The organism is Sorangium sp. So ce128 (assembly GCF_051525245.1).
In the GTDB taxonomy this organism is placed as follows: Bacteria; Myxococcota_A; Polyangia; order Polyangiales; family Polyangiaceae; genus Sorangium; species Sorangium cellulosum_B.
In genome coordinates this window covers 5,339,962-5,356,915 of sequence record NZ_CP150313.1, presented here as the reverse complement: position 1 = coordinate 5,356,915, position 16,954 = coordinate 5,339,962, and the positions used below count along the sequence as shown (strand labels likewise).

Annotated in this window: 12 protein-coding genes; 4 read left to right on the top strand and 8 right to left on the bottom strand. The window is 73.9% G+C overall.

Annotation, left to right across the window (positions count from 1 at the left end; all coding sequences use genetic code 11):
- Window positions 1–55: 55 nt before the first annotated feature.
- From WME82_RS20335 to WME82_RS20310, 6 genes are all read right to left on the bottom strand, one after another.
- The gene (locus tag WME82_RS20335) at window positions 56–1,459 is read right to left on the bottom strand and encodes a hypothetical protein (RefSeq protein ID WP_438044179.1); all 1,404 of its coding nucleotides are present in this window, start codon (window positions 1,457–1,459) and stop codon (window positions 56–58) included.
- Window positions 1,460–1,541: 82 nt separating this feature from the next.
- Entirely contained in the window at window positions 1,542–3,548 is a 2,007-nt protein-coding gene (locus WME82_RS20330) for a potassium transporter Kup (RefSeq protein WP_438044178.1), read from the bottom strand.
- 191 nt (window positions 3,549–3,739) lie between these two features.
- Window positions 3,740–4,240: a hypothetical protein gene (locus WME82_RS20325; RefSeq protein ID WP_438044177.1), complete on the bottom strand. Its 501-nt coding sequence runs from the start codon at window positions 4,238–4,240 to the stop codon at window positions 3,740–3,742.
- A 79-nt stretch (window positions 4,241–4,319) separates the two neighbouring features.
- Window positions 4,320–5,462, bottom strand: coding sequence for a hypothetical protein (locus tag WME82_RS20320; protein ID WP_438044176.1), 1,143 nt, complete (start codon window positions 5,460–5,462; stop codon window positions 4,320–4,322).
- Window positions 5,463–6,734, bottom strand: coding sequence for a tetratricopeptide repeat protein (locus WME82_RS20315; RefSeq protein ID WP_438044175.1), 1,272 nt, complete (start codon window positions 6,732–6,734; stop codon window positions 5,463–5,465).
- Complete coding sequence (locus WME82_RS20310) at window positions 6,731–7,354, bottom strand: RNA polymerase sigma factor (protein ID WP_438044174.1); 624 nt, start codon at window positions 7,352–7,354, stop codon at window positions 6,731–6,733. The genes WME82_RS20315 and WME82_RS20310 overlap by 4 nt, the downstream gene beginning before the upstream one ends.
- Before the next feature lie 321 nt (window positions 7,355–7,675).
- Here WME82_RS20310 and WME82_RS20305 point away from each other — a divergent pair, with 321 nt between their 5' ends.
- Entirely contained in the window at window positions 7,676–8,503 is an 828-nt protein-coding gene (locus WME82_RS20305; protein ID WP_438044173.1) for an SPOR domain-containing protein, read from the top strand.
- Window positions 8,504–8,549: 46 nt separating this feature from the next.
- Here WME82_RS20305 and nikR read toward each other — a convergent pair whose 3' ends face one another.
- Together nikR and WME82_RS20295 are read right to left on the bottom strand one after the other, a co-directional pair.
- The gene (nikR, locus tag WME82_RS20300; protein WP_438044172.1) at window positions 8,550–8,972 is read right to left on the bottom strand and encodes a nickel-responsive transcriptional regulator NikR; all 423 of its coding nucleotides are present in this window, start codon (window positions 8,970–8,972) and stop codon (window positions 8,550–8,552) included.
- Window positions 8,973–8,986: 14 nt separating this feature from the next.
- Window positions 8,987–10,105, bottom strand: coding sequence for a hypothetical protein (locus tag WME82_RS20295; protein WP_437747148.1), 1,119 nt, complete (start codon window positions 10,103–10,105; stop codon window positions 8,987–8,989).
- A gap of 376 nt (window positions 10,106–10,481) precedes the next feature.
- Here WME82_RS20295 and WME82_RS20290 point away from each other — a divergent pair, with 376 nt between their 5' ends.
- The 3 genes from WME82_RS20290 (at window position 10,482) to WME82_RS20280 (ending at window position 16,941) form a co-directional block, all read left to right on the top strand.
- Entirely contained in the window at window positions 10,482–11,696 is a 1,215-nt protein-coding gene (locus WME82_RS20290; protein ID WP_438044171.1) for an SPFH domain-containing protein, read from the top strand.
- Window positions 11,697–11,837: 141 nt separating this feature from the next.
- Window positions 11,838–13,664 carry a serine/threonine-protein kinase gene (locus WME82_RS20285; protein ID WP_438044170.1) on the top strand — a complete coding sequence of 609 codons (1,827 nt, stop codon included), beginning with the start codon at window positions 11,838–11,840 and terminating at the stop codon, window positions 13,662–13,664.
- Window positions 13,665–13,845: 181 nt separating this feature from the next.
- Window positions 13,846–16,941 (top strand): response regulator, encoded by a 3,096-nt coding sequence (locus WME82_RS20280; RefSeq protein WP_438044169.1) that lies wholly within the window; start codon window positions 13,846–13,848, stop codon window positions 16,939–16,941.
- The last annotated feature ends 13 nt before the right edge of the window (window positions 16,942–16,954 follow it).

Below are 16,954 nucleotides of genomic sequence, written 5' to 3'. Positions count from 1 at the left end.
CCTGCGCAGCGCCCGCGAGATCGTCCTGAAAGCGCCGCACCCTCCGGCGGACCGCTCACTCCGGGAAGAACGTCTCGATCGTCAGCGCCGGCGTCCCATCCGCGTGGACCCCGCCGAGCACGGCGAGCGTCCCGGTCGGCGCGGGCACCACGGCCGCGCCGCGCCGCGGCTCCCGCAGCGGCAGCTCCTCGACCTGCGCCGCCGCGACGTCGACGATGAAGCTCCGCGTCAGCCCGTCCTCGCCCGCCTCGGAGCCCACCGCGAGGATGCGCCCGCCGGGCAGCGCGAACGCGGCGACGCCCCCGATGGCCGCGGTCAGCGCGGCGCCCTCGACCTCCACGGCCGCGCAGGTCGCGGCGCACCCCGGCGCGAGCCGCCGGGTCGGCGCCGCGGCGCCGCCCTGGACCCCGCCGACGAGCGCGATCTCCCCGGGACCGGTCACCGCGGCGCCCGCCCCCTCGGAGGCGTCCGGCGGAAACGGCCTCGGCGAGAACTCGGTCGCGCCGTCGCCGAGCACCTCCAGCCCCGCGCCGTCCGCGCTCCCGCCCGCGACGACCAGGCCCAGACCTTCCACCCACACGGCCGCGGCGCCGGCCCGCGCATGGCGGAGCTTCGCCACGGAGAGCGCCCCGTCCGCGCCGACGACGAGCACCTTGTCCGAAGGCGCGCCCGGCGCTCCCGCGGCCGCGCCCGCGCGCGTCGCGCCGACCACGAACGAGCGCCCGTCCGAGGCCTCGACCGTCCGGCCGCCCGCCACCTCCGCGAACGAGCCGAGCCCCTCGGGCAGCGACGCCTCGGCGCTCTGCCCCGCCGCGACGTCGGTCCAGCTCGCGCCCTCGTCGTCCAGGGTGAGCAGCAGATCTCCCCGCACCACGAGCGACCGCGCCGCCCGCGGGAGCGCGCCGCTGGAGGCGCTCCCGCCCCACGCGGCGAGGTCGTACGCGTCGAGCCGCGCCGGGTCGACGCTGCCCGCCGCGGCGCCCCCGGCCGCGGCCCCGCCGGTGAGGATCAGGTAGCGCTCCGCGAGCGCCGCCCCGGGCGCGCCGACGCGCGACGCCGCGAGCTCGCCCGGCGGCCGCGCCCACCGGCCGGTCCGCTGGGCGAAGAGCGGCAGCACGTCGCCCGTCACCGCGGCGAGGTAGATGCCCGCCGCGGAGCGCCCCCGCACCACGGTCGCGCCGCCCGCGTCGAGGCCGCGCACATCGAACGTGTACGCCCGCTCCGCCGGGATCTCGCCGAAATCGAGCTCGCCGCCCGGCGCCGCCGCCGCCGACACGGTGACGTCTCCCTCGGCCGCCGTCGCGGTCACCTCGATCCGGGCGACAGGCGGGTCGTCCTGGAACGCGGTCCCCTCGTGCCCTGGCACGACCTCGACCGTGAGCGTCCGCGGCCCTTCCGCGCAGCCGAGGAGCGACAGGCCGAGCGCGGGAAGGACACGGCCCAGGAGCGGGATCTTCATGAGGGCCGAGTCATAGCGCCTCGAGCGCGCGAAAGCCCAGCGGAGGTGGCCGATCGCGCCGCGCGCCGATCTCCACCGCCCGCTACAGGTCGACCTGCACGCCGATCTCCACCACCCGCTCCGGCGGCAGCCTGAAGTAGTCGGACACGGCGCCGGCGTTCCGCGCCATCACCGCGAAGATCGTCTCCGTGATCCTGCCCATCCGGCCCCTGTCGGTGGCGAGGATCGTCTCGCGGCCGAGGTAATACGCCACGTCCGCGAAATCGATGGGCAGCGCGTGCGCCGCCGCGGCCCGCCGCAAGAGGGCCGGCACGTCGGTCGACTGCATGAAGCCCGATCGGATGACGACCTGGTGAACCCCCTTGTCGAGGCTCGTCACGTCGAGGCGATCCCTGTCGGCGACCCGCGGGACGTGCTCCGTCACGACGGTCAAGATCACCACCGTCTCGTGGAGCACCTTGTTGTGCTTGAGGTGGTGCGTCAGCGCGTAAGGTGTCTTGCCCGCGCGCGCGCTCAGGAACACCGCCGTGCCGGGGACCCGCGCGCGGCACTTCGCGTCGAGATCGCGCACGAAGGCAGAGGCCGAGGGGGCCGCCCGCGTGAAGCGCTCGGCGAGGATCGCGCGGCCTCGCTTCCAGATCACCATCATGGCGAACAGGACCGCGGCGATGACCGCCGGCACGTACCCGCCGTCGAGGAACTTGATCAGGTTGGCCCCGAAGAACGGCAGATCGAACGAGAGGAACAGGATCAGCAGCGGCAGCGCCTTCGCGAGCGGGGCTCGCCACGTGTGCCGCATCACGACGAAGAAGACGATCGACGTGATCCCCATCGTGCCGGTCACCGCGATGCCGTACGCCGCGGCCAGCCGGCTCGACTGCTGGAAGATCAGCACGAGCGCGAGGCACCCGGCCGCGAGGGCCCAGTTCGTCAGGGGGATGTAGATCTGCCCCGCGGCCTCGCTCGAGGTGTGGCGCACCTGGGTCCGCGGCAGGTACCCGAGCTGGATCGCCTGGTGCGTGAGCGAGTAGGCGCCCGAGATCAGCGCCTGCGACGCGATCACGGTGGCCATGGCGGCGAGCGCGACCAGCGCGTAGGTGAAGGGACCCTTCGGCACCATCGCGAAGAACGGGTTCGCGGCGGCCTCGGGCGCTTGCAGCAGGAGCGCCCCCTGGCCGAAGTAGTTGAGCACGAGCGCCGGCAGCGCGATCGCGTACCAGGCGAGCCGGATCGGGCCGCGCCCGAAGTGCCCCATGTCCGCGTAGAGCGCCTCGCCCCCCGTGATGACGAGGACGACCGACCCCAGGATCGCGACCCCGTGGAAACCGTGGGCGGCGAAGAAGCGCGCCGCGTACACGGGGTTCAGGGCGGCGAGCACCGCCGGGTTCCTGGCGATGAACACGAGCCCGAGCACGGCGAGCGCGGTGAACCAGAGGACCATGATGGGGCCGAAGACCTTGCCGACGCGCGCCGTCCCCCAGCGCTGCACGCTGAAGAGCCCGACGAGGATCGCGCAGGTGAGCGGCACGACGAACGGCCTGAGCCCGCTCGTCGCCACCTCGAGCCCCTCCATGGCGCTCAGCACCGAGATGGCGGGCGTGATGACCCCGTCGCCGTAGAGGAGCGCGGCGCCGAGCACCACGAGCCCGGCGAGCCACCCGACGCCCTGCGTCCCGCTGGCGCGCAGCCGCTCCGGCACCAGCGCGAGCAGGGCGAGGATGCCGCCCTCACCGTCGTTGTCGGCCCGCGTGATGAAGGTGACGTACTTGACCGTAACCACCATCATCAGCGACCAGAAGAGGAGCGAGAGCAGCCCGAGGACGTTGTCGGGCGTCGGCGGGACGCCGTGCGTCGCGCTCACGCACTCCTTGAGCGCATAGAGCGGGCTCGTGCCGATATCGCCGAAGACGACCCCCAGCGCGGCCAGGGCGAGCGCGGCCTTGCCGCCGTGCTGGCCGTGCGCCGCGTCCGCGGCCTGTCGAGCCGCGCCGGCCTGCGACGAGCCGTCGCGGGGCGCCGCGGGATCCGTCGCGCCGCGGAGAGCAGGCCGAGCGTCGGGAGGGCGCGCCGGGGTGTCGGGGTGGTCCATGAGGCGGAGTCATAGCGCGTCGGTGGCGCGCCGATGGATCGAATCCTCCGCGGCGGCTCGCGGGGGCCGGCGCATGATGCGTCGAGGGGAAGCTCTCGTCGCGAGACCGAAGCCGTCATCGCGGTTGCGTGTCGTCGCGCGGGTCCGCGGGCAGACCGAGGTGGACTGGCCAGGTTCGTCGACCTCGACCTTCAGTCACATTCGTACTTCCACATGCAGAAGCCCTGTTCGTCCCGGAGGCCAGGCCCGTGGAACATGTGCCAGCACTCCATGCCGCTCGGGCACGTGGTGTTCTCGTCGCAGGGCAACTCGCAGACCGAGTTGCACACCGGCGTGGCGGTGCCGCTCGGCGGCCGCGGGCAGTCCTCCGCCGTTTCGCACTCGTAGTTGCATTGCGACGCCACATCGCACCACGTCGATCCATCGTCTTGTCGCTCGGCGACGTACGCCACCCTGCACCTGCGCTCTTCACCGCTCGGTTCGGGATCCGGACAGACGTGGGGGAGGGCGAAGTTGCCCTCGTCCCCGGAGGAAACGCAGGCAGCCCACGGCCCTTCGGTGGCCCCCTCGACGGTGGTCGCCAGGTGGACTTGCACGATCGGATCGACATGGCGGTCGCCGCACGCCGCCTGAGCGGACGCGAAGGCCGCCGACAAGCCCAGAGCCCAGCGCTTCGTAGCCGTGATCTTCATTGGGTCCTCCACGCCGCGCGCCGACGCGCCCGGCGTCAAGATGGTCTGCGCTGAGGTCACGGAAGCTGCCCATTTCGGCTCACGGCAACACGACCTCCACCCCGAGAGACGCGCCCAGGAACGGGCGACCCCACGCGTCCGTCGCGCGGCCTGCGGCGTCGATCATGATGCGCGGCACCGCGATCCCGGCGAGCAGGTGCTCGCTGATCCGCAGGTATGGAGTCGGCGCAAACGAGAGCCCTGCGCGCAGGTACGTCGCGACCGCGTACGCGTCCTCCGACCTGCCGGCGTACCGGGGCGAGCGGCCTTCGCCCTCGACGTGCAGCCAGGCGGCGGCGAGCCCTGCGCCGGCCGATGGCAGCCACGCGGCGTCCGTGGGGCCGAGCGGGACGCGCACCCCCAGGGCGGCGAGCGCTATGCGCGTGTGCCGCGTACCCTCTTTGCCTTCACGGCTCGCGCTGGCGAGCGGGATCTGGACGAAGGTGGAGAGCCCCAGACGAGACCAGATCATCGCGTACCCGGACACGTCCACCATCGGGGTGGCAGGCACGCCGCCTGCGCTCCACAGGATCGCTGGCGCCGCCCCGACGCCGAACGTCATCGGTGCTCTTCGGGTTGCGCCTGGCCTTGCGGCCGGGGAAGGGGGCACGCGGGAGGCGCCGTCGGCTCGCGGGCGCGCGGCGGCGACGGGCGCGGGCCTGGCCGGCGGTGGCTCTTGCATGTCGACGACGGCGCGAGCCTCGGGATCGGCTTCGACCTCGCCCTGCGACGGACGGGGCGAGCGCACATCCAGGAGGCTCGCGCGCAGGAGCTCCACCGCGCGAACCGCGACCGTGGCTGGATCGTCGGCCATCACGGCGCTGTGGACCGATTGATCCGTCGCACCACGAGCGATCCAGACCTCGACGCCACCTGGCACCTCCGTCACCCGGATCTCCGCCGCCGCTCCGGCCTCGCGCGCGCTCGTCTCGATCGGCCCCTGGGAGGGCGGCTCGGCGCCGCCCCTCACGACAACCACGGTGAATCCGAGCGTGGCGAGCTCGGCATAGACCCGGGCCATGATGGGGTCGGACCGGCGATCGGCGATCAGGACGACCTTCGGGCGTGGAGGCTCCGGCGGTGGCTCCGGCGGCGCCGCGCGCGCTTCGGGTGCGATGAGGAGGCAGAGCCCGAGCGCCCAGGCTCCGGCGTGCGCCGCGCGAGCCGGCCTTCGAGACGGCATTCACTCCCCCTCGAGGAGATCCCTGGCGTGCGCGGCGTGGGGCCCTGCCGGATACCGCGCCAGGTAGCGGCGCGCGGCCTCGCGGGCCTCGCCGGCCGACCCCATCGACTCCCGGCATTCGATGACCCTCCCGAGCGCTTCCTGCGCAAAGGAGCCGCCCGGTTGCTCTTCGAGGTACACGAGGAACCAGCGCTCGGCCTCGGCGTACGATCGCCGCTGGTCGAACGCCATCCGGCCGAGGTGGAAGGCGGCCTTCGCCGCCTCGCCCGAGCCCGCGAACCGGCTCCGCGCCGCGGTGAGCGCCGCCGCGGCGCGCTCCGGCTTCCCGGAGAAGCGCGCGACGTCCGCGAGCGTCAGCAGATCCGCCGCGCTCGCGCGGGTGACGAGCCCGTCGAAGCCCTCGGCCTCGGCCGCCGTCATGGCCTCCTGGTACCTGTCGCTGGCCACGAGATCGCGCCAGCTCGGCCGGCGGGGGGCGGCGTCCGCGGCCTTCGCGACCATCGCTCGTTCGCCGGCGCCGGTCGCCGCGGGGGCCGGCTCGGAGGCCGGCTGATCGATGCGCGTGGAGGACGGCGGAGGTGGGGCGGCGGCGCGCAGCTCCCCGCGCGTGAGCTCGAAGCGCTGCTCTTTGCAGAAGACCTCGAGCGTCTCTCCCGCAGCGACGGCGCGCCGCCCGCCCACGAGCGGCCCCGACACGGCGACCGATCCTTCCCGCAGCACCAGCTTGAGCTGCTCGCTCGCCGGGGACCAGCTCAGCTCGAAGCGCGTGCCGGTGACCAGCACGTCGAATGGGCCGACGTCGAAGTTCCATGCGCTCGTCGCGGTGTGGGTCACCGTCGCCGTGAGCCGGCCGCCTTCCAGCAGCACGCGCGCGCCATGGGCGTCGGCGGCCACCACGCGCGCCCGGGCGTTCGCGTCCAGCGCCAGGGACGTGCCGTCCGAGAAGGCGACCGCCAGAGGAGCATCCGCGCTGGCGGCGATCCACGCCCCGACCTGACCTTGCGCCGAGCCGACCGCGAACGAGAGCGACCGCGAGGAGGGGAGCAGCACGAGGAGCAGCGCCGCACAAACCCCCGCCAGCGCCACGAGGGCCGCGGGCGCGATCCACCGAGGACGCGGGGGGCCGATGCGCGCAGCCCCGGGACGGGAGGATCCGCCGGCCGCGATCTCCAGAAACCGCCGGCGCGCACCATCGAGATCCTGCGCCGTGAGCTCCTCGTCTTGGGCCCGGCGGAGCTCATGAAGACGAGCGAGCGAGGGACGATCGCTCACGACGCGCCTCCCTTCAGCCACTCCTCGAGGGCGGGTTGGTCCCGCGCCGCCTCGAGGAAGCTGGCCTCCGCGCGGGCCAGCCTTCGCTTGATGGTCGCGAGCGAGACGCCGCACGCGCCGGCGACCTCCTGGAGATCCATGCCCTCGATGCGGCGCAGCGCGAACGCGATGCGCTCGTCGGCCGGGAGCCGATCCAGCGCGCGGTAGGTCGCGCGCAGCGCCTCGCGGGCTTCGCCTTCGTGCGGGGGCTCCACGAGGGGTGGGAGCTCGTCGGGGGCGAAGAAGAGGAGCCAGTTCCGGCGCGCGCGCCGCTGGATGCAGGTCCGCGCCGTGAACACGGCGACCGAGGTGATCCACGCCTTCAGCGCTGCCGGATCGCGCAGGGTGTCGAGGGAGGACAGCGCGCGGACGAAGGCGTCGTGATGCGCGTCGGAGAGGTCGCGGCTGCCGCCGAGCAGCCGGCCGAGGACGCGGAGCACGTGCCCGGAGAAGCGCTCGTGGAAGGCGGAGAGCGCGGCAGGATGCCTCGCGCGGAGGCCCTCCACGAGCGCCTCGTCGCTCGCATAGGCGACCACGCCGAGCCTTCGCGGGGGGGCGAGCGCGCCGGCGCGCATCACCATGATCGTGGGGCTCCGCTGGGAATGACCGAACGCCTCCTGCCGCCTCGTGACCCGAGCGGCCCCCTTGAGTCACGGCAGCGCCGCGAGACGGCTCACCGCGGACGAAGCCCGCGGGGATCGGCCGGCCAGCGCGCGCCCGGCGCCAGCCGAGAACTTTCTCCGCGCGCGCCGCGCATGCGAGGCTACCCAGCCCCGCCGAAGCGCGCGCTCGCCCGAGAGCGCGCGTCCAGCCACCGGACCCATCCGGAAGATGTAGGATAAAGTAGCACACGAAAGTTGTGGGTCGCCGGCCGGGCAGGGTAGACGGGGCGAGGAGGACGCATGAGGCGCAGCAAGGGCGAGAGCATGGACACCGGGGCGGTGCGGAACCTCGAGGAGATCCAGGAAGAGGATCCCGGGGCTCGCCCGTCGCGCGCGGGCGCGCTGGTGCTGGCCTCGCTCGGCGGGGCGTGCATCGTCTTCGCGGCGGTGGCGCTCCTGCGCGCCCCGCACCGCGAGCGGCCGGTCACCGCCGATCCGCTCGGCGATCTGGTCGCGCGCGCCCACCCGGCCGGCGTGAAGCCGGCCCCGCGCCCTGCCACGATCGGGGAGGACGTGACCTTCCCCGCGGTCCTCTCGGACGCGGAGCACCCGACGACCGCGCTCGAGGCCGTGCGCGATCCGCGGGCGGCCAAGGCGGCCACCTCCGCCGAGGCGCCCGCCGGGGAGCCCGTCCCGCCGCCTGCCGCGGACCGGCTGCCCGTGGTCCCGCTGCCGGCGCAGCACGTGCTCGGGCGTCCCGGAGGCGAGGTCGCCCCGAACGACACGCTCACCGCGATGGCCCGCCACGTGTCGCGCGAGGAGGGGCCCGAGACCGAGCGGGGGGGGCCTGGCAGCTACCAGCTCCAGGTGAGCTCGTTCAAGGACCCCACCGACGCCGAGAACTTCGCGGCGGCCCTGCGCCGGCGCGGGCACAAGGCGTACGTCGAGCCGGCGTACGTCAAGGGCCGCGGCCTCTGGCACCGGGTGCGCGTGGGCCCCTTCAAGTACAAGCGCTCGGCCGTGATCTACCGGCAGGAGTTCGAGGCCAAGGAGCGCCTCGTGACGTTCATCGTCGACCCGCCCAAGACCACGGTCAAAGTGGCCGACAGCCCCGGCGACGACGCGTAGATCAGGAGCTCTGGAGAGCCCTCCTCCATCGGCGCGCCGCCCCTCGCTACCGGCGCGGCGCCCCCGGGAGCGCCGCGGCCGGCGTGAGCGCGCAGGACAGGACCCCCTTGGCCCCGGCGAGCTGCCCGGCGAGCTCGGACAGCTCCTGCCCGCGGCCCTTCAGCACCATCACCTGGAGCACCCGGGCCGCGTCGAGGCGGACCAGCAGGCTGGAGACCAGAGACCCCGCGCGCCGCTCCTCCAGCTCGGAGATCCGCAGCACGAGCTCCCGCACCTCGGGCTCGTAGACGAGCGTCAGCGTGGCCGCCACCTCGGCCCCCTCGTCCAGCGCGGCGCGCGTCAGCTCCGCGCGGACCAGATCCCGCAGCGCCTCCGAGCGGTTCTCGTAGCCCTGCGCGGTGATGCGCCGATCGAACTCGGCCAGCAGCGCGCGATCCATCGCCACGCCGAAGCGGACCAGGTCGCTCATCGCTCGTCCCCCGTTCAGCTCTTGCGCCGCTCGAGGTGCCGCCTCGCGGCGTCCTTCACCGGCGACGTCACGTTCTTGCTCTTCGCGATGCCCCGGAGATCGGACTCGCGCAGGTGCTGGACCAGCCGCGTCGCGACGAGCACCGGCGTCCTCGGGTTCTCGACGAGGTTCCGCTTCACCGTGTAGCTCTTCAGCCACTCGGGCGTCGTCGAGATGATCCGCAGCACCTCGTCCGAGATGTTCCGGTTGCGGCTGATGAGGACGACCTCCTCCTCCTGCATCTGCGGGCTGCGCACGGCGGCGCTGGCCACGAGGCGGTTCGAGTCGCGCACGAGCAGCATGCGCTCCTCGCGCGAGCCGAGCATCGCCCGCCGGATCCGCTGCGACATGGTCATGTCGGCGAGCCGCTTGTAGAGCGGGACGTACTGCTCCTTGATCGCCTCCTTGCCCTCCTCGTCCTCGACGTGCGTGTCGACCGGCTCGTCCGCGGCGAGCGCCTCCGCGAGCGCCTGCGTCTCGCTGAACAGCACGTCGTCCGGCGTGGGCTCGGGCGACGGCTCCGCGATGAGCTCGTCCTTGATCGCGGCGCTGACCTCGCGCCACGCCGGGATGCCCGTGAGCTCGACCCCGTTGCGGGACGCGAGATCGACGAGGCGGTCGGCGGTCGACATCCGCGTGTTCTTGTTGAGGTAGAGCTTCTCGATGACGCGCGGGTTCTTGAGCAGCCGCTCCTCGTTGACGGCGATGAGCTCCGTCACCGCCTCGCCCCCGGTCCGCGCGAGCTCCTCGAGCGTCTCCGCGGCGACGCCCGGCATCGCGCAGAGCCTCTCGACGACCGGGAGGCGGTCCGCGTACGCGCGGGCCAGCCGATCGATGACCGGCGGCTGCAGATCCGCGCCGAGCGCCCCCTGGAGCAGCGGCTCGGGGAGCGCCGCCAGCGTCTTCTCCGCGGCCTCGCGGGTCGGCTCCTCGTCGCGCGACGCGAGCAGCACGAGCACCGTCACGACGTCGCCCGGCTTGAGCCCGGGGGCGATGCCGCGCGCCGCCATCTCCCTGAGCTTCTGCGGCGCGCCCGGCTGCGCCAGCTTCTGCGCGGGCGCCGAGAGGGCGCTGATGTCGATTGGCGCGGTCATCGAGGCGCCCTCGCCAGCGCGGCCCCATGCCAGGAGGACGAGCGCTTCGGCTGCCGCACGGCGGAGCTCGGGATCCCGAAGGACGCGGGTGACTCGGCCGACTCGGATGACTCGGATGACTCGGATGACGCCAGCGGCTCGATCAGAGCTAGCAGAGCGAGCGGAGCAACGGGCATACGGTCCTCCCGGCGGGCATTGCTGCCCTGCGATCTGCGGACTATCCTGAGGCCGCTGTGTGCCTGAAAGGCGCGGCGACCGTCAACGGAGAACGAACGGCGCGGACCCTGCGCGCCGTCTGCCGGAATGAAACCCGAGGTCCCGGGGGGCAGGGGACCGGCAGATCCGTCACACCCAGCACACCGAAGAGGAGCGCGACATGGGGATTTTCGATTTCGTGAAGAGCGGCGTCCGCGAGATGATGATCGCGCGCCCGGACGCGGCGAAGCATCTCATCGTTTACAAGCACCCGGACCAGAACATCCCCTTCTGGTCGCAGCTGACGGTCGACAGCGATGAGTGCGCCCTCTTCTTCAAGGACGGCAGGTACATGGGTTACCTGCCCACAGGGCGCCACACCCTGCAGACCCAGAACATCCCGTTCCTGAATAACCTCGTCAACAAGTTCACGGGCGGGGACGTCTTCATCGCCGAGATCTTCTTCGTCAAGACGCAGCCGGTCCGCGGCGTGCCGTTCGGCGGGCCGCTGGAGTCGATGGAGGATCCCACCCTTTACGAGTTCGTGACGCCGCGCATCTTCGGTGAGTTCTCGCTGGTCGTTGTCGATCCGGTGCGGTTCGTCGTCGGGTACCACGGGCAGTGCGGCGGCAGCGGCGACAACGACGTCGTCCTGAGCTGGATCAAGGGCAAGTTCTTCATGAGCGTGAAGACCGTGATCGGCCAGGTCTGCGCGCAGCAGCAGAAGAGCCTGCTCAACCTCGGCGGCATGAGCATGGAGCTCGGCGCCCGCATCGTGCAATCCGCGCCGAACCTCGAGGAGATCGGCTGCAAGATCCTCGAGATCGGCAACTTCAACATCAACTTCTCGGCCGAGGACCAGAAGCTCCTCCGCGAGGCGAACAAGGCGCGCGGCGAGGCGCGCCGCGGCATCGGGGTCGCGCAGGACACCGCCCGCGCGAAGCAGTTCGAGCTCGATCAGCGGTTCCAGCAGGACGCGCGGTACGTGCAGCAGCTGGCGGGCAACTGGCAGAACTACGCCGCCGGCCAGGCGATGATGGGCGCCGGCCAGGGCATGGCGCAGGGCGGCGACGGCAGCGGCGTCGCGGGGCTGGGCGCTCAGGTGGCGATCGGCGCCGGCCTGGCGCAGGCGATGAACCCCGCGCTCGCGGCGCAGGGCCAGCCCCAGTTCGTGCCGCCGCACATGCAGCAGCCGGGGGCGCCGCAGGGCTACCCGGGCGCGCCGCAGGGCTACCCGGGCGCGCCGCAGGGTTACCCGGGCGCGCCGCAGGCTACCCCCGCCGCAGCGCCGTCGATCGAGCAGCGCCTGGAGCGCCTCGGGGAGCTCAAGAGCAAGGGCCTCATCACCGACGAGGAGTTCCAGGCCCGCAAGGCGAAGATTCTCGAAGAGATCTGAGTCCTTACAAGGCGGCGCTGGCCGCCGCGCGCGGCGACCCGCGGGGAGGCGCTCCACCGCGGTCGCCAAACTGGCGCCATCTGATCCGAACCACCGAGCGCGCTTTCGGCTAGACTCGATCGGGTGCCAGTGACGCTCCGCATGGCCGGGGATGCTCAGCCCGAGATGACCGCCGGCGAGTCCGAGGCTGCCGAGCTGTTCCATCGGGAAGACATCCCTCGGCTGCACGGAGACGAATCATTTGCTCAGCCTCCGGCGCGCAGCGATGTGCCGCCAGCGCGCAGCGACGTGCCGCCAGCGCGCAGCGACGCGCCGCCGCGCAGCGAGTTGCCGTTCCGCAGCGACGTGCCGCCGCGCGGGGAACCACTGCCAGCGCACGTCGACGCGCGCCCGGCGCTCCCACCCCTGCCGGCGCGCTTCGACGGGCCGGCGCGCCGGGGGAAGGCGAAGCAGACCCCGCGCGCGCGGCGCTGCCCGACCTGCAACCAGACCTTCTCCGGCGACTCCCGCTTCTGCCCGTTCGACGGCGATCCGCTCGCCGACGCGCCCGACTGGAATCCATCGGCCGATCCGATGCTCGGGCGCACCATCGACGGCCGCTACGAGGTGCAGGCGGTCGTGGGTGAAGGGGGGATGGGGACGGTGTACGAGGTGCGCCACAAGTCGCTCGGCCGTCTCTTCGCCCTGAAGGTGCTCCGGCGCGACATCGCGCAGGACGCCGAGCTCGTCGCCCGCTTCATCCAGGAGGCCAAGGCGGCCGCGGCGATCGGCCACCCCAACATCGTCGCGGTGAGCGACTTCGGCGCGATCGAGGTCGAGACGGGGCAGACAGAGCTGCCGTTCTTCGTCATGGAGTTCCTCTCCGGGACCTCCCTCGCGTCGCTGCTGCGCACCGAGAAGATGCTGCCGGCCGACAGGGTCGGGCAGATCATGCTCCAGTGCGCCGCCGCGCTCGGGGCCGCGCACTCCGCGGGCGTCATCCACCGCGATCTGAAGCCCGACAACGTGTACCTCGTCCGCAACGGCGATCAGGAGTTCGTCAAGCTGCTCGATTTCGGCGTGGCGAAGGTGACCGGCGGCAAGCGGCTCACGCGCATCGGCATGGTGTTCGGGACGCCGCATTACATGAGCCCGGAGCAGGCGGAGGGGAAGCGCATCGACGCCCGCGCCGACATCTATGCGCTCGGCGTCCTCATGTACGAGTGCTTCGCGGGGCGCGTCCCCTTCGAGGCGGACACGTACATGGGCGTGCTGACCAAGCACATGTACATGTCGCCCGAGCCGCTCGAGCAGGTGATGCCCGACGCCACCGCGCTCGGCGCGTTCGGCCCGATCGTCATGCGCTGCCTCGCGAAGAACCCCGAGGAGCGCTTCTCCTCGATGGCCGACCTCGTCGAGGCCATCGAGCTCGCCCTCGATCCGCCGGGCCACGGGGTCTCCGTCGCGCCCCCGGGCGAGCCGCCTCGCCACGAGTCGGTACGGCCGCGCGCGCACGAGTCGATGCGGCCGCGCGCGCGCGAGTCGATACGGCCGCTCGCGCACGAGGAGGTGCTCGCCCCGGTCCAGGCGCCCGCGGAGCCGTCCGAGCCGCTCTCGATGGCCGCGCGCGTGGCGATCGCGCTCGCGGCGGTCCTCGTGCCCATCGTCATCGCCCTCGGCGTCCGCGCCTTGCGCGCCTCGGCGCCCGAGGAGCAGCCCCAGGCCGCCGCCGACGACGCTCCCGGCGGCGCCCTCCCGGCGGAGACGGCGCCCGCCAGGGCGATCGACGAGCCGCCCGCCGCGCCCGCGGCCGCGACGGCGGCGCCCGCGCCGACCGCGCAGGAGCCGCCCCGCACCCAGGGCACAGCCGCCCCGATCCCGGCGAAGTCGACCGCGGCGACGGCCCGCCCGTCGGCGACCGCGGCGCCCACGGCCTCCATGGTAAGGCCGCAAGCTACCGGCGATATCGTCGATCCCTGGAAGCGCTGATCGCCCGATCGGCGCGCGACGAAACCTGGCCTTCGCAGCCGTCCTGTGTGCACGATGGACGACGTCGAGCACCGGGCCCGCGGCCGCGGGACAAGCGATCGACGGCAGCGGCGACGCTCAGGGCGGAGCGCTTGACAGCGTCCGTTCGGGCTCGCCATCCTTCGCGAGGCGGAAACCTCTAGTGGCCAAGCAACAGCTCCTCCTGGTCGACGCGGATCCGCGCAGCGTTCGGGTCCTCGAGGTCAGCCTGAAAAAGGCCGGTTACAGCGTGACCACCGCGAAGGACGGAGCGGACGCTCTCGCGAAGCTCGAGGTCTCGACGCCGGACCTCGTCCTCAGCGACACGCGCCTCCCCAACGTGGACGGATATGCCCTCGTCCGCAAGATGAAGGAGCACGCCGACTGGGCCTCGATCCCGGTCGTCTTCCTCACGAGCCAGCGGTCCATCGAGGACAAGATCCGCGGGCTGGAGCTCGGCGTCGAGGACTACCTGACCAAGCCGATCTTCGTGCGCGAGCTCATCGCGCGCGTGACGCTGCTCCTCGCGCGGCGGACGCGCGAGGGGATCACGACGCGCCACTTCTCGACGACGGGGCGGACCAGGTTCTCCGGGTCGATCCTCGACATGAACGTCGTGGATCTGCTGCAGACGTTCGAGGTGAGCCGGAAGAGCGGGATCGTCCACCTGTCGCACGCGGACAACGAGGCGCAGGTCTACTTTCGCGAGGGCAAGGTCGTCGACGCGACGCTCGGCCGGCTCTGCGGCGAGGAGGCCGTCTACCGCGCGCTCCTGTGGAACGAGGGGACGTTCGAGGTCGAGTTCTGCAAGGTCGACAACCCCGACGGGATCGAGACGTCGACGCAGGGCCTCCTCATGGAGGGCATGCGCCGCGTCGACGAGTGGGGCCGGCTCCTCGAGGCGCTGCCGTCGCTCGCGACCGTCTTCGAGGTCGACAGCGAAGAGCTCCTGGAGCGGCTGAACGAGATCCCCGACGAGCTGAACGGGATCCTGCGCCTGTTCGACGGCAAGCGCACGCTGATGCAGGTGGTCGACGCGTCACCGTTCGAGGATCTCTCGACGCTGTCGACCATCTCGAAGCTCTACTTCGAGGGGCTGCTGGTGCCCGCCGCCGCGCTCCCGCCCGACGACGTGGTGCCGAGCGAGCCGGAGGCGGCGTTCCACGACGAGTTCTCGCCGCTCTCGTCGCCGTCGAGCGCGCGGCGCTCCAACTACCCCGAGGGGAGCCCGGGGAACGCCGGCTCCGACGACCTCGAGGACGCCGCCGTGGTCCCGGCGCCGCTCTCGACCCGGGTCTCTCCGGCGGTGCTCCCGCGCTCCCGGCCCGGTCACGAGCTGCACGCGCCGGCGGGGGACCCCGACGCGGAGTCCCCCGGGCGCCCCGTGACGACCCGCAGCGCGGTGCACGGGCCAGGGGCGGTCGGCCGAGCGGCCAGCGCGAGCGCCGCCGTGGCGCGCTCCGCGCCGGAGGGGGCGCGCGCGCCGTCGGAGCCGCCGCGGAGCGCCGTGTCGGCCGCGACGGCGCGCTCCGGCGCGGCGGGTGGCCGCGCGCCGTCGGAGCCGCCGCGGAGCACCGTGTCGGCCGCAGCGGCGCGCGCCGGCGCGACAGGGGGCCGCGCGCCGTCGGATCCACCGAGGAACGCCGTGGCGCGCCCTGTCGCGGCGGGTGGCCGCGCGCCGTCAGAGCCGCCGAGGAACGCCGTGGCGCGCCCTGTCGCGGCGGGCGGCCGCGCGCCGTCGGATCCACCGAGGAACGCCGTGGCGCACCCTGTCGCGGCGGGTGGCCGCGCGCCGTCGGAGCCGCCGAGGAACGCCGCATCGCCTGCCGAGGCCGCCCGGATTACGCGGCCGCGCGCCGAGGTCGATCTCGACAAGGACACCACGCTCGCGAGCAGCGATGAGGCCCCGCTCACGCGACCGCTCGTGACGCCGCGCAGCTTCGCGCAGAAGCAGCGCTCCACGAGGAGCGACAGGCCCGTGGCCGCGGCCGCTCCCGCCGAGCAGCGCGTTCGCTCCACGCCCCCCGAGGCGCCCGCAGCGGCGCTGCCCGAGCCCGCGGCGCCGCCCGCGCCTGCGGCGGCGCCGCCTGTGCTTGCGGCGGCAGCGGGCGTCGCGTCGCCCGCCGGCGAGGAGCGCACCCCGGCGGTGTCGACGAGCCCCACGCTGCGCCCCCGCCCGCCGAGCGACGCGCCGCCGCCCGTCGCCGTCCCGCGCGCGGCGGAGCGTGCGCAGGCGCCGCAGCCCGTCGAAGCGAAGGCCGGGGAGGCGCGCCCGATCGAGGCCTCCCCGCCGCCGCTGCCGGTGCCGGACGCCGCCCCGGCGGCGAGCCTCGCGGCGGCGCCGGACGACGCGCCTCCTGGCGACCCCGGGCCGATCAGCGAGAGCGAGCGCTTCTTCCTCGGTGGCGGGGTGGACGCGCCGGAGGGGATGGCGGCGCGGGAGCATCCCTCGGCCGAGGACGCCGACACGACCGCCGGCGCAGTCGAGGCCACGCTCTTCGGGCCTCGCCACGAGGAGCGCCGGGCCCGCATCGCGCGGATCGTCGCCGGCCTGGTCACGGCGCTCGCGCTCGGGGCCGCCGGCGTGTGGCTGGTCGGCCAGACGGGGCGCCCCGTGCCAGCGGCGCCGGTCCATGCGCCATTGCCGGAGGAGGGGCCGGCGGGGCAGCACTCCGCGGTGGTGCCCGCGGCGGCTCTGGCCGCGTCGGAGCCGGAAGGAGAGCCGGCGGCCGCTGCAGCGGCGGGGCTCTCCGCAGCGACCCCCGCCGACGCCCCGGCGGGCCAGCCGGCCGCGCCAGCCTCGGCGAGCGCGCGGGCGAAGCCTGCCGCGGCGAGCCCCGCGCCGGCCGGAGCGCCTTCCGAGCACGCTTCGCACGCGCCGACCACCCACGCGGCGCCGCCGAGCGCGGCGGCGACCGCGGGCCAGGCCGCCGCGCCGACGCGGGAGCCGGAGCCCTCGGCTGCCCCGCCCGCGTCGGCGCCTGCCGCGCCCGCGCCTGCCGCGCCGGACGAGGAGGGCGGGCCCCTCTCGACGCGCGTGATGCGCGCCCTGGAGTCGGGGCAGACCGGCAAGGCGGTGCAGCTCGCGCAGCAGCTCACCGCCGCCTCCCCGGGGAGCGCCGCGGCGTGGCACCTGCGCGGCGCCGCAGAGCAGGCGGCCGGGCGCGGCGGGCGGGCCTCGTTCCGCAAGTGCGCCGAGCTCTCCTCGCCCGAGTCCTCGCTCGGCGCCGAGTGCCGCGCGCTCGCCGGCATGCCGTGAGCGTGCGGTCCGC

Excerpts from the sequence above, each read along its gene's own strand:
- WME82_RS20320 (WP_438044176.1), bottom strand. The coding sequence starts at position 5,462 with ATGCCGTCTCGAAGGCCGGCTCGCGCGGCGCACGCCGGAGCCTGGGCG.
- WME82_RS20335 (WP_438044179.1), bottom strand. The coding sequence starts at position 1,459 with ATGAAGATCCCGCTCCTGGGCCGTGTCCTTCCCGCGCTCGGCCTGTCG.
- nikR (WP_438044172.1), bottom strand. The coding sequence starts at position 8,972 with ATGAGCGACCTGGTCCGCTTCGGCGTGGCGATGGATCGCGCGCTGCTG.
- WME82_RS20290 (WP_438044171.1), top strand. The coding sequence starts at position 10,482 with ATGGGGATTTTCGATTTCGTGAAGAGCGGCGTCCGCGAGATGATGATC.
- WME82_RS20330 (WP_438044178.1), bottom strand. The coding sequence starts at position 3,548 with ATGGACCACCCCGACACCCCGGCGCGCCCTCCCGACGCTCGGCCTGCT.
- WME82_RS20325 (WP_438044177.1), bottom strand. The coding sequence starts at position 4,240 with ATGAAGATCACGGCTACGAAGCGCTGGGCTCTGGGCTTGTCGGCGGCC.
- WME82_RS20305 (WP_438044173.1), top strand. The coding sequence starts at position 7,676 with ATGAGGCGCAGCAAGGGCGAGAGCATGGACACCGGGGCGGTGCGGAAC.
- WME82_RS20310 (WP_438044174.1), bottom strand. The coding sequence starts at position 7,354 with ATGGTGATGCGCGCCGGCGCGCTCGCCCCCCCGCGAAGGCTCGGCGTG.
- WME82_RS20285 (WP_438044170.1), top strand. The coding sequence starts at position 11,838 with ATGGCCGGGGATGCTCAGCCCGAGATGACCGCCGGCGAGTCCGAGGCT.
- WME82_RS20295 (WP_437747148.1), bottom strand. The coding sequence starts at position 10,105 with ATGACCGCGCCAATCGACATCAGCGCCCTCTCGGCGCCCGCGCAGAAG.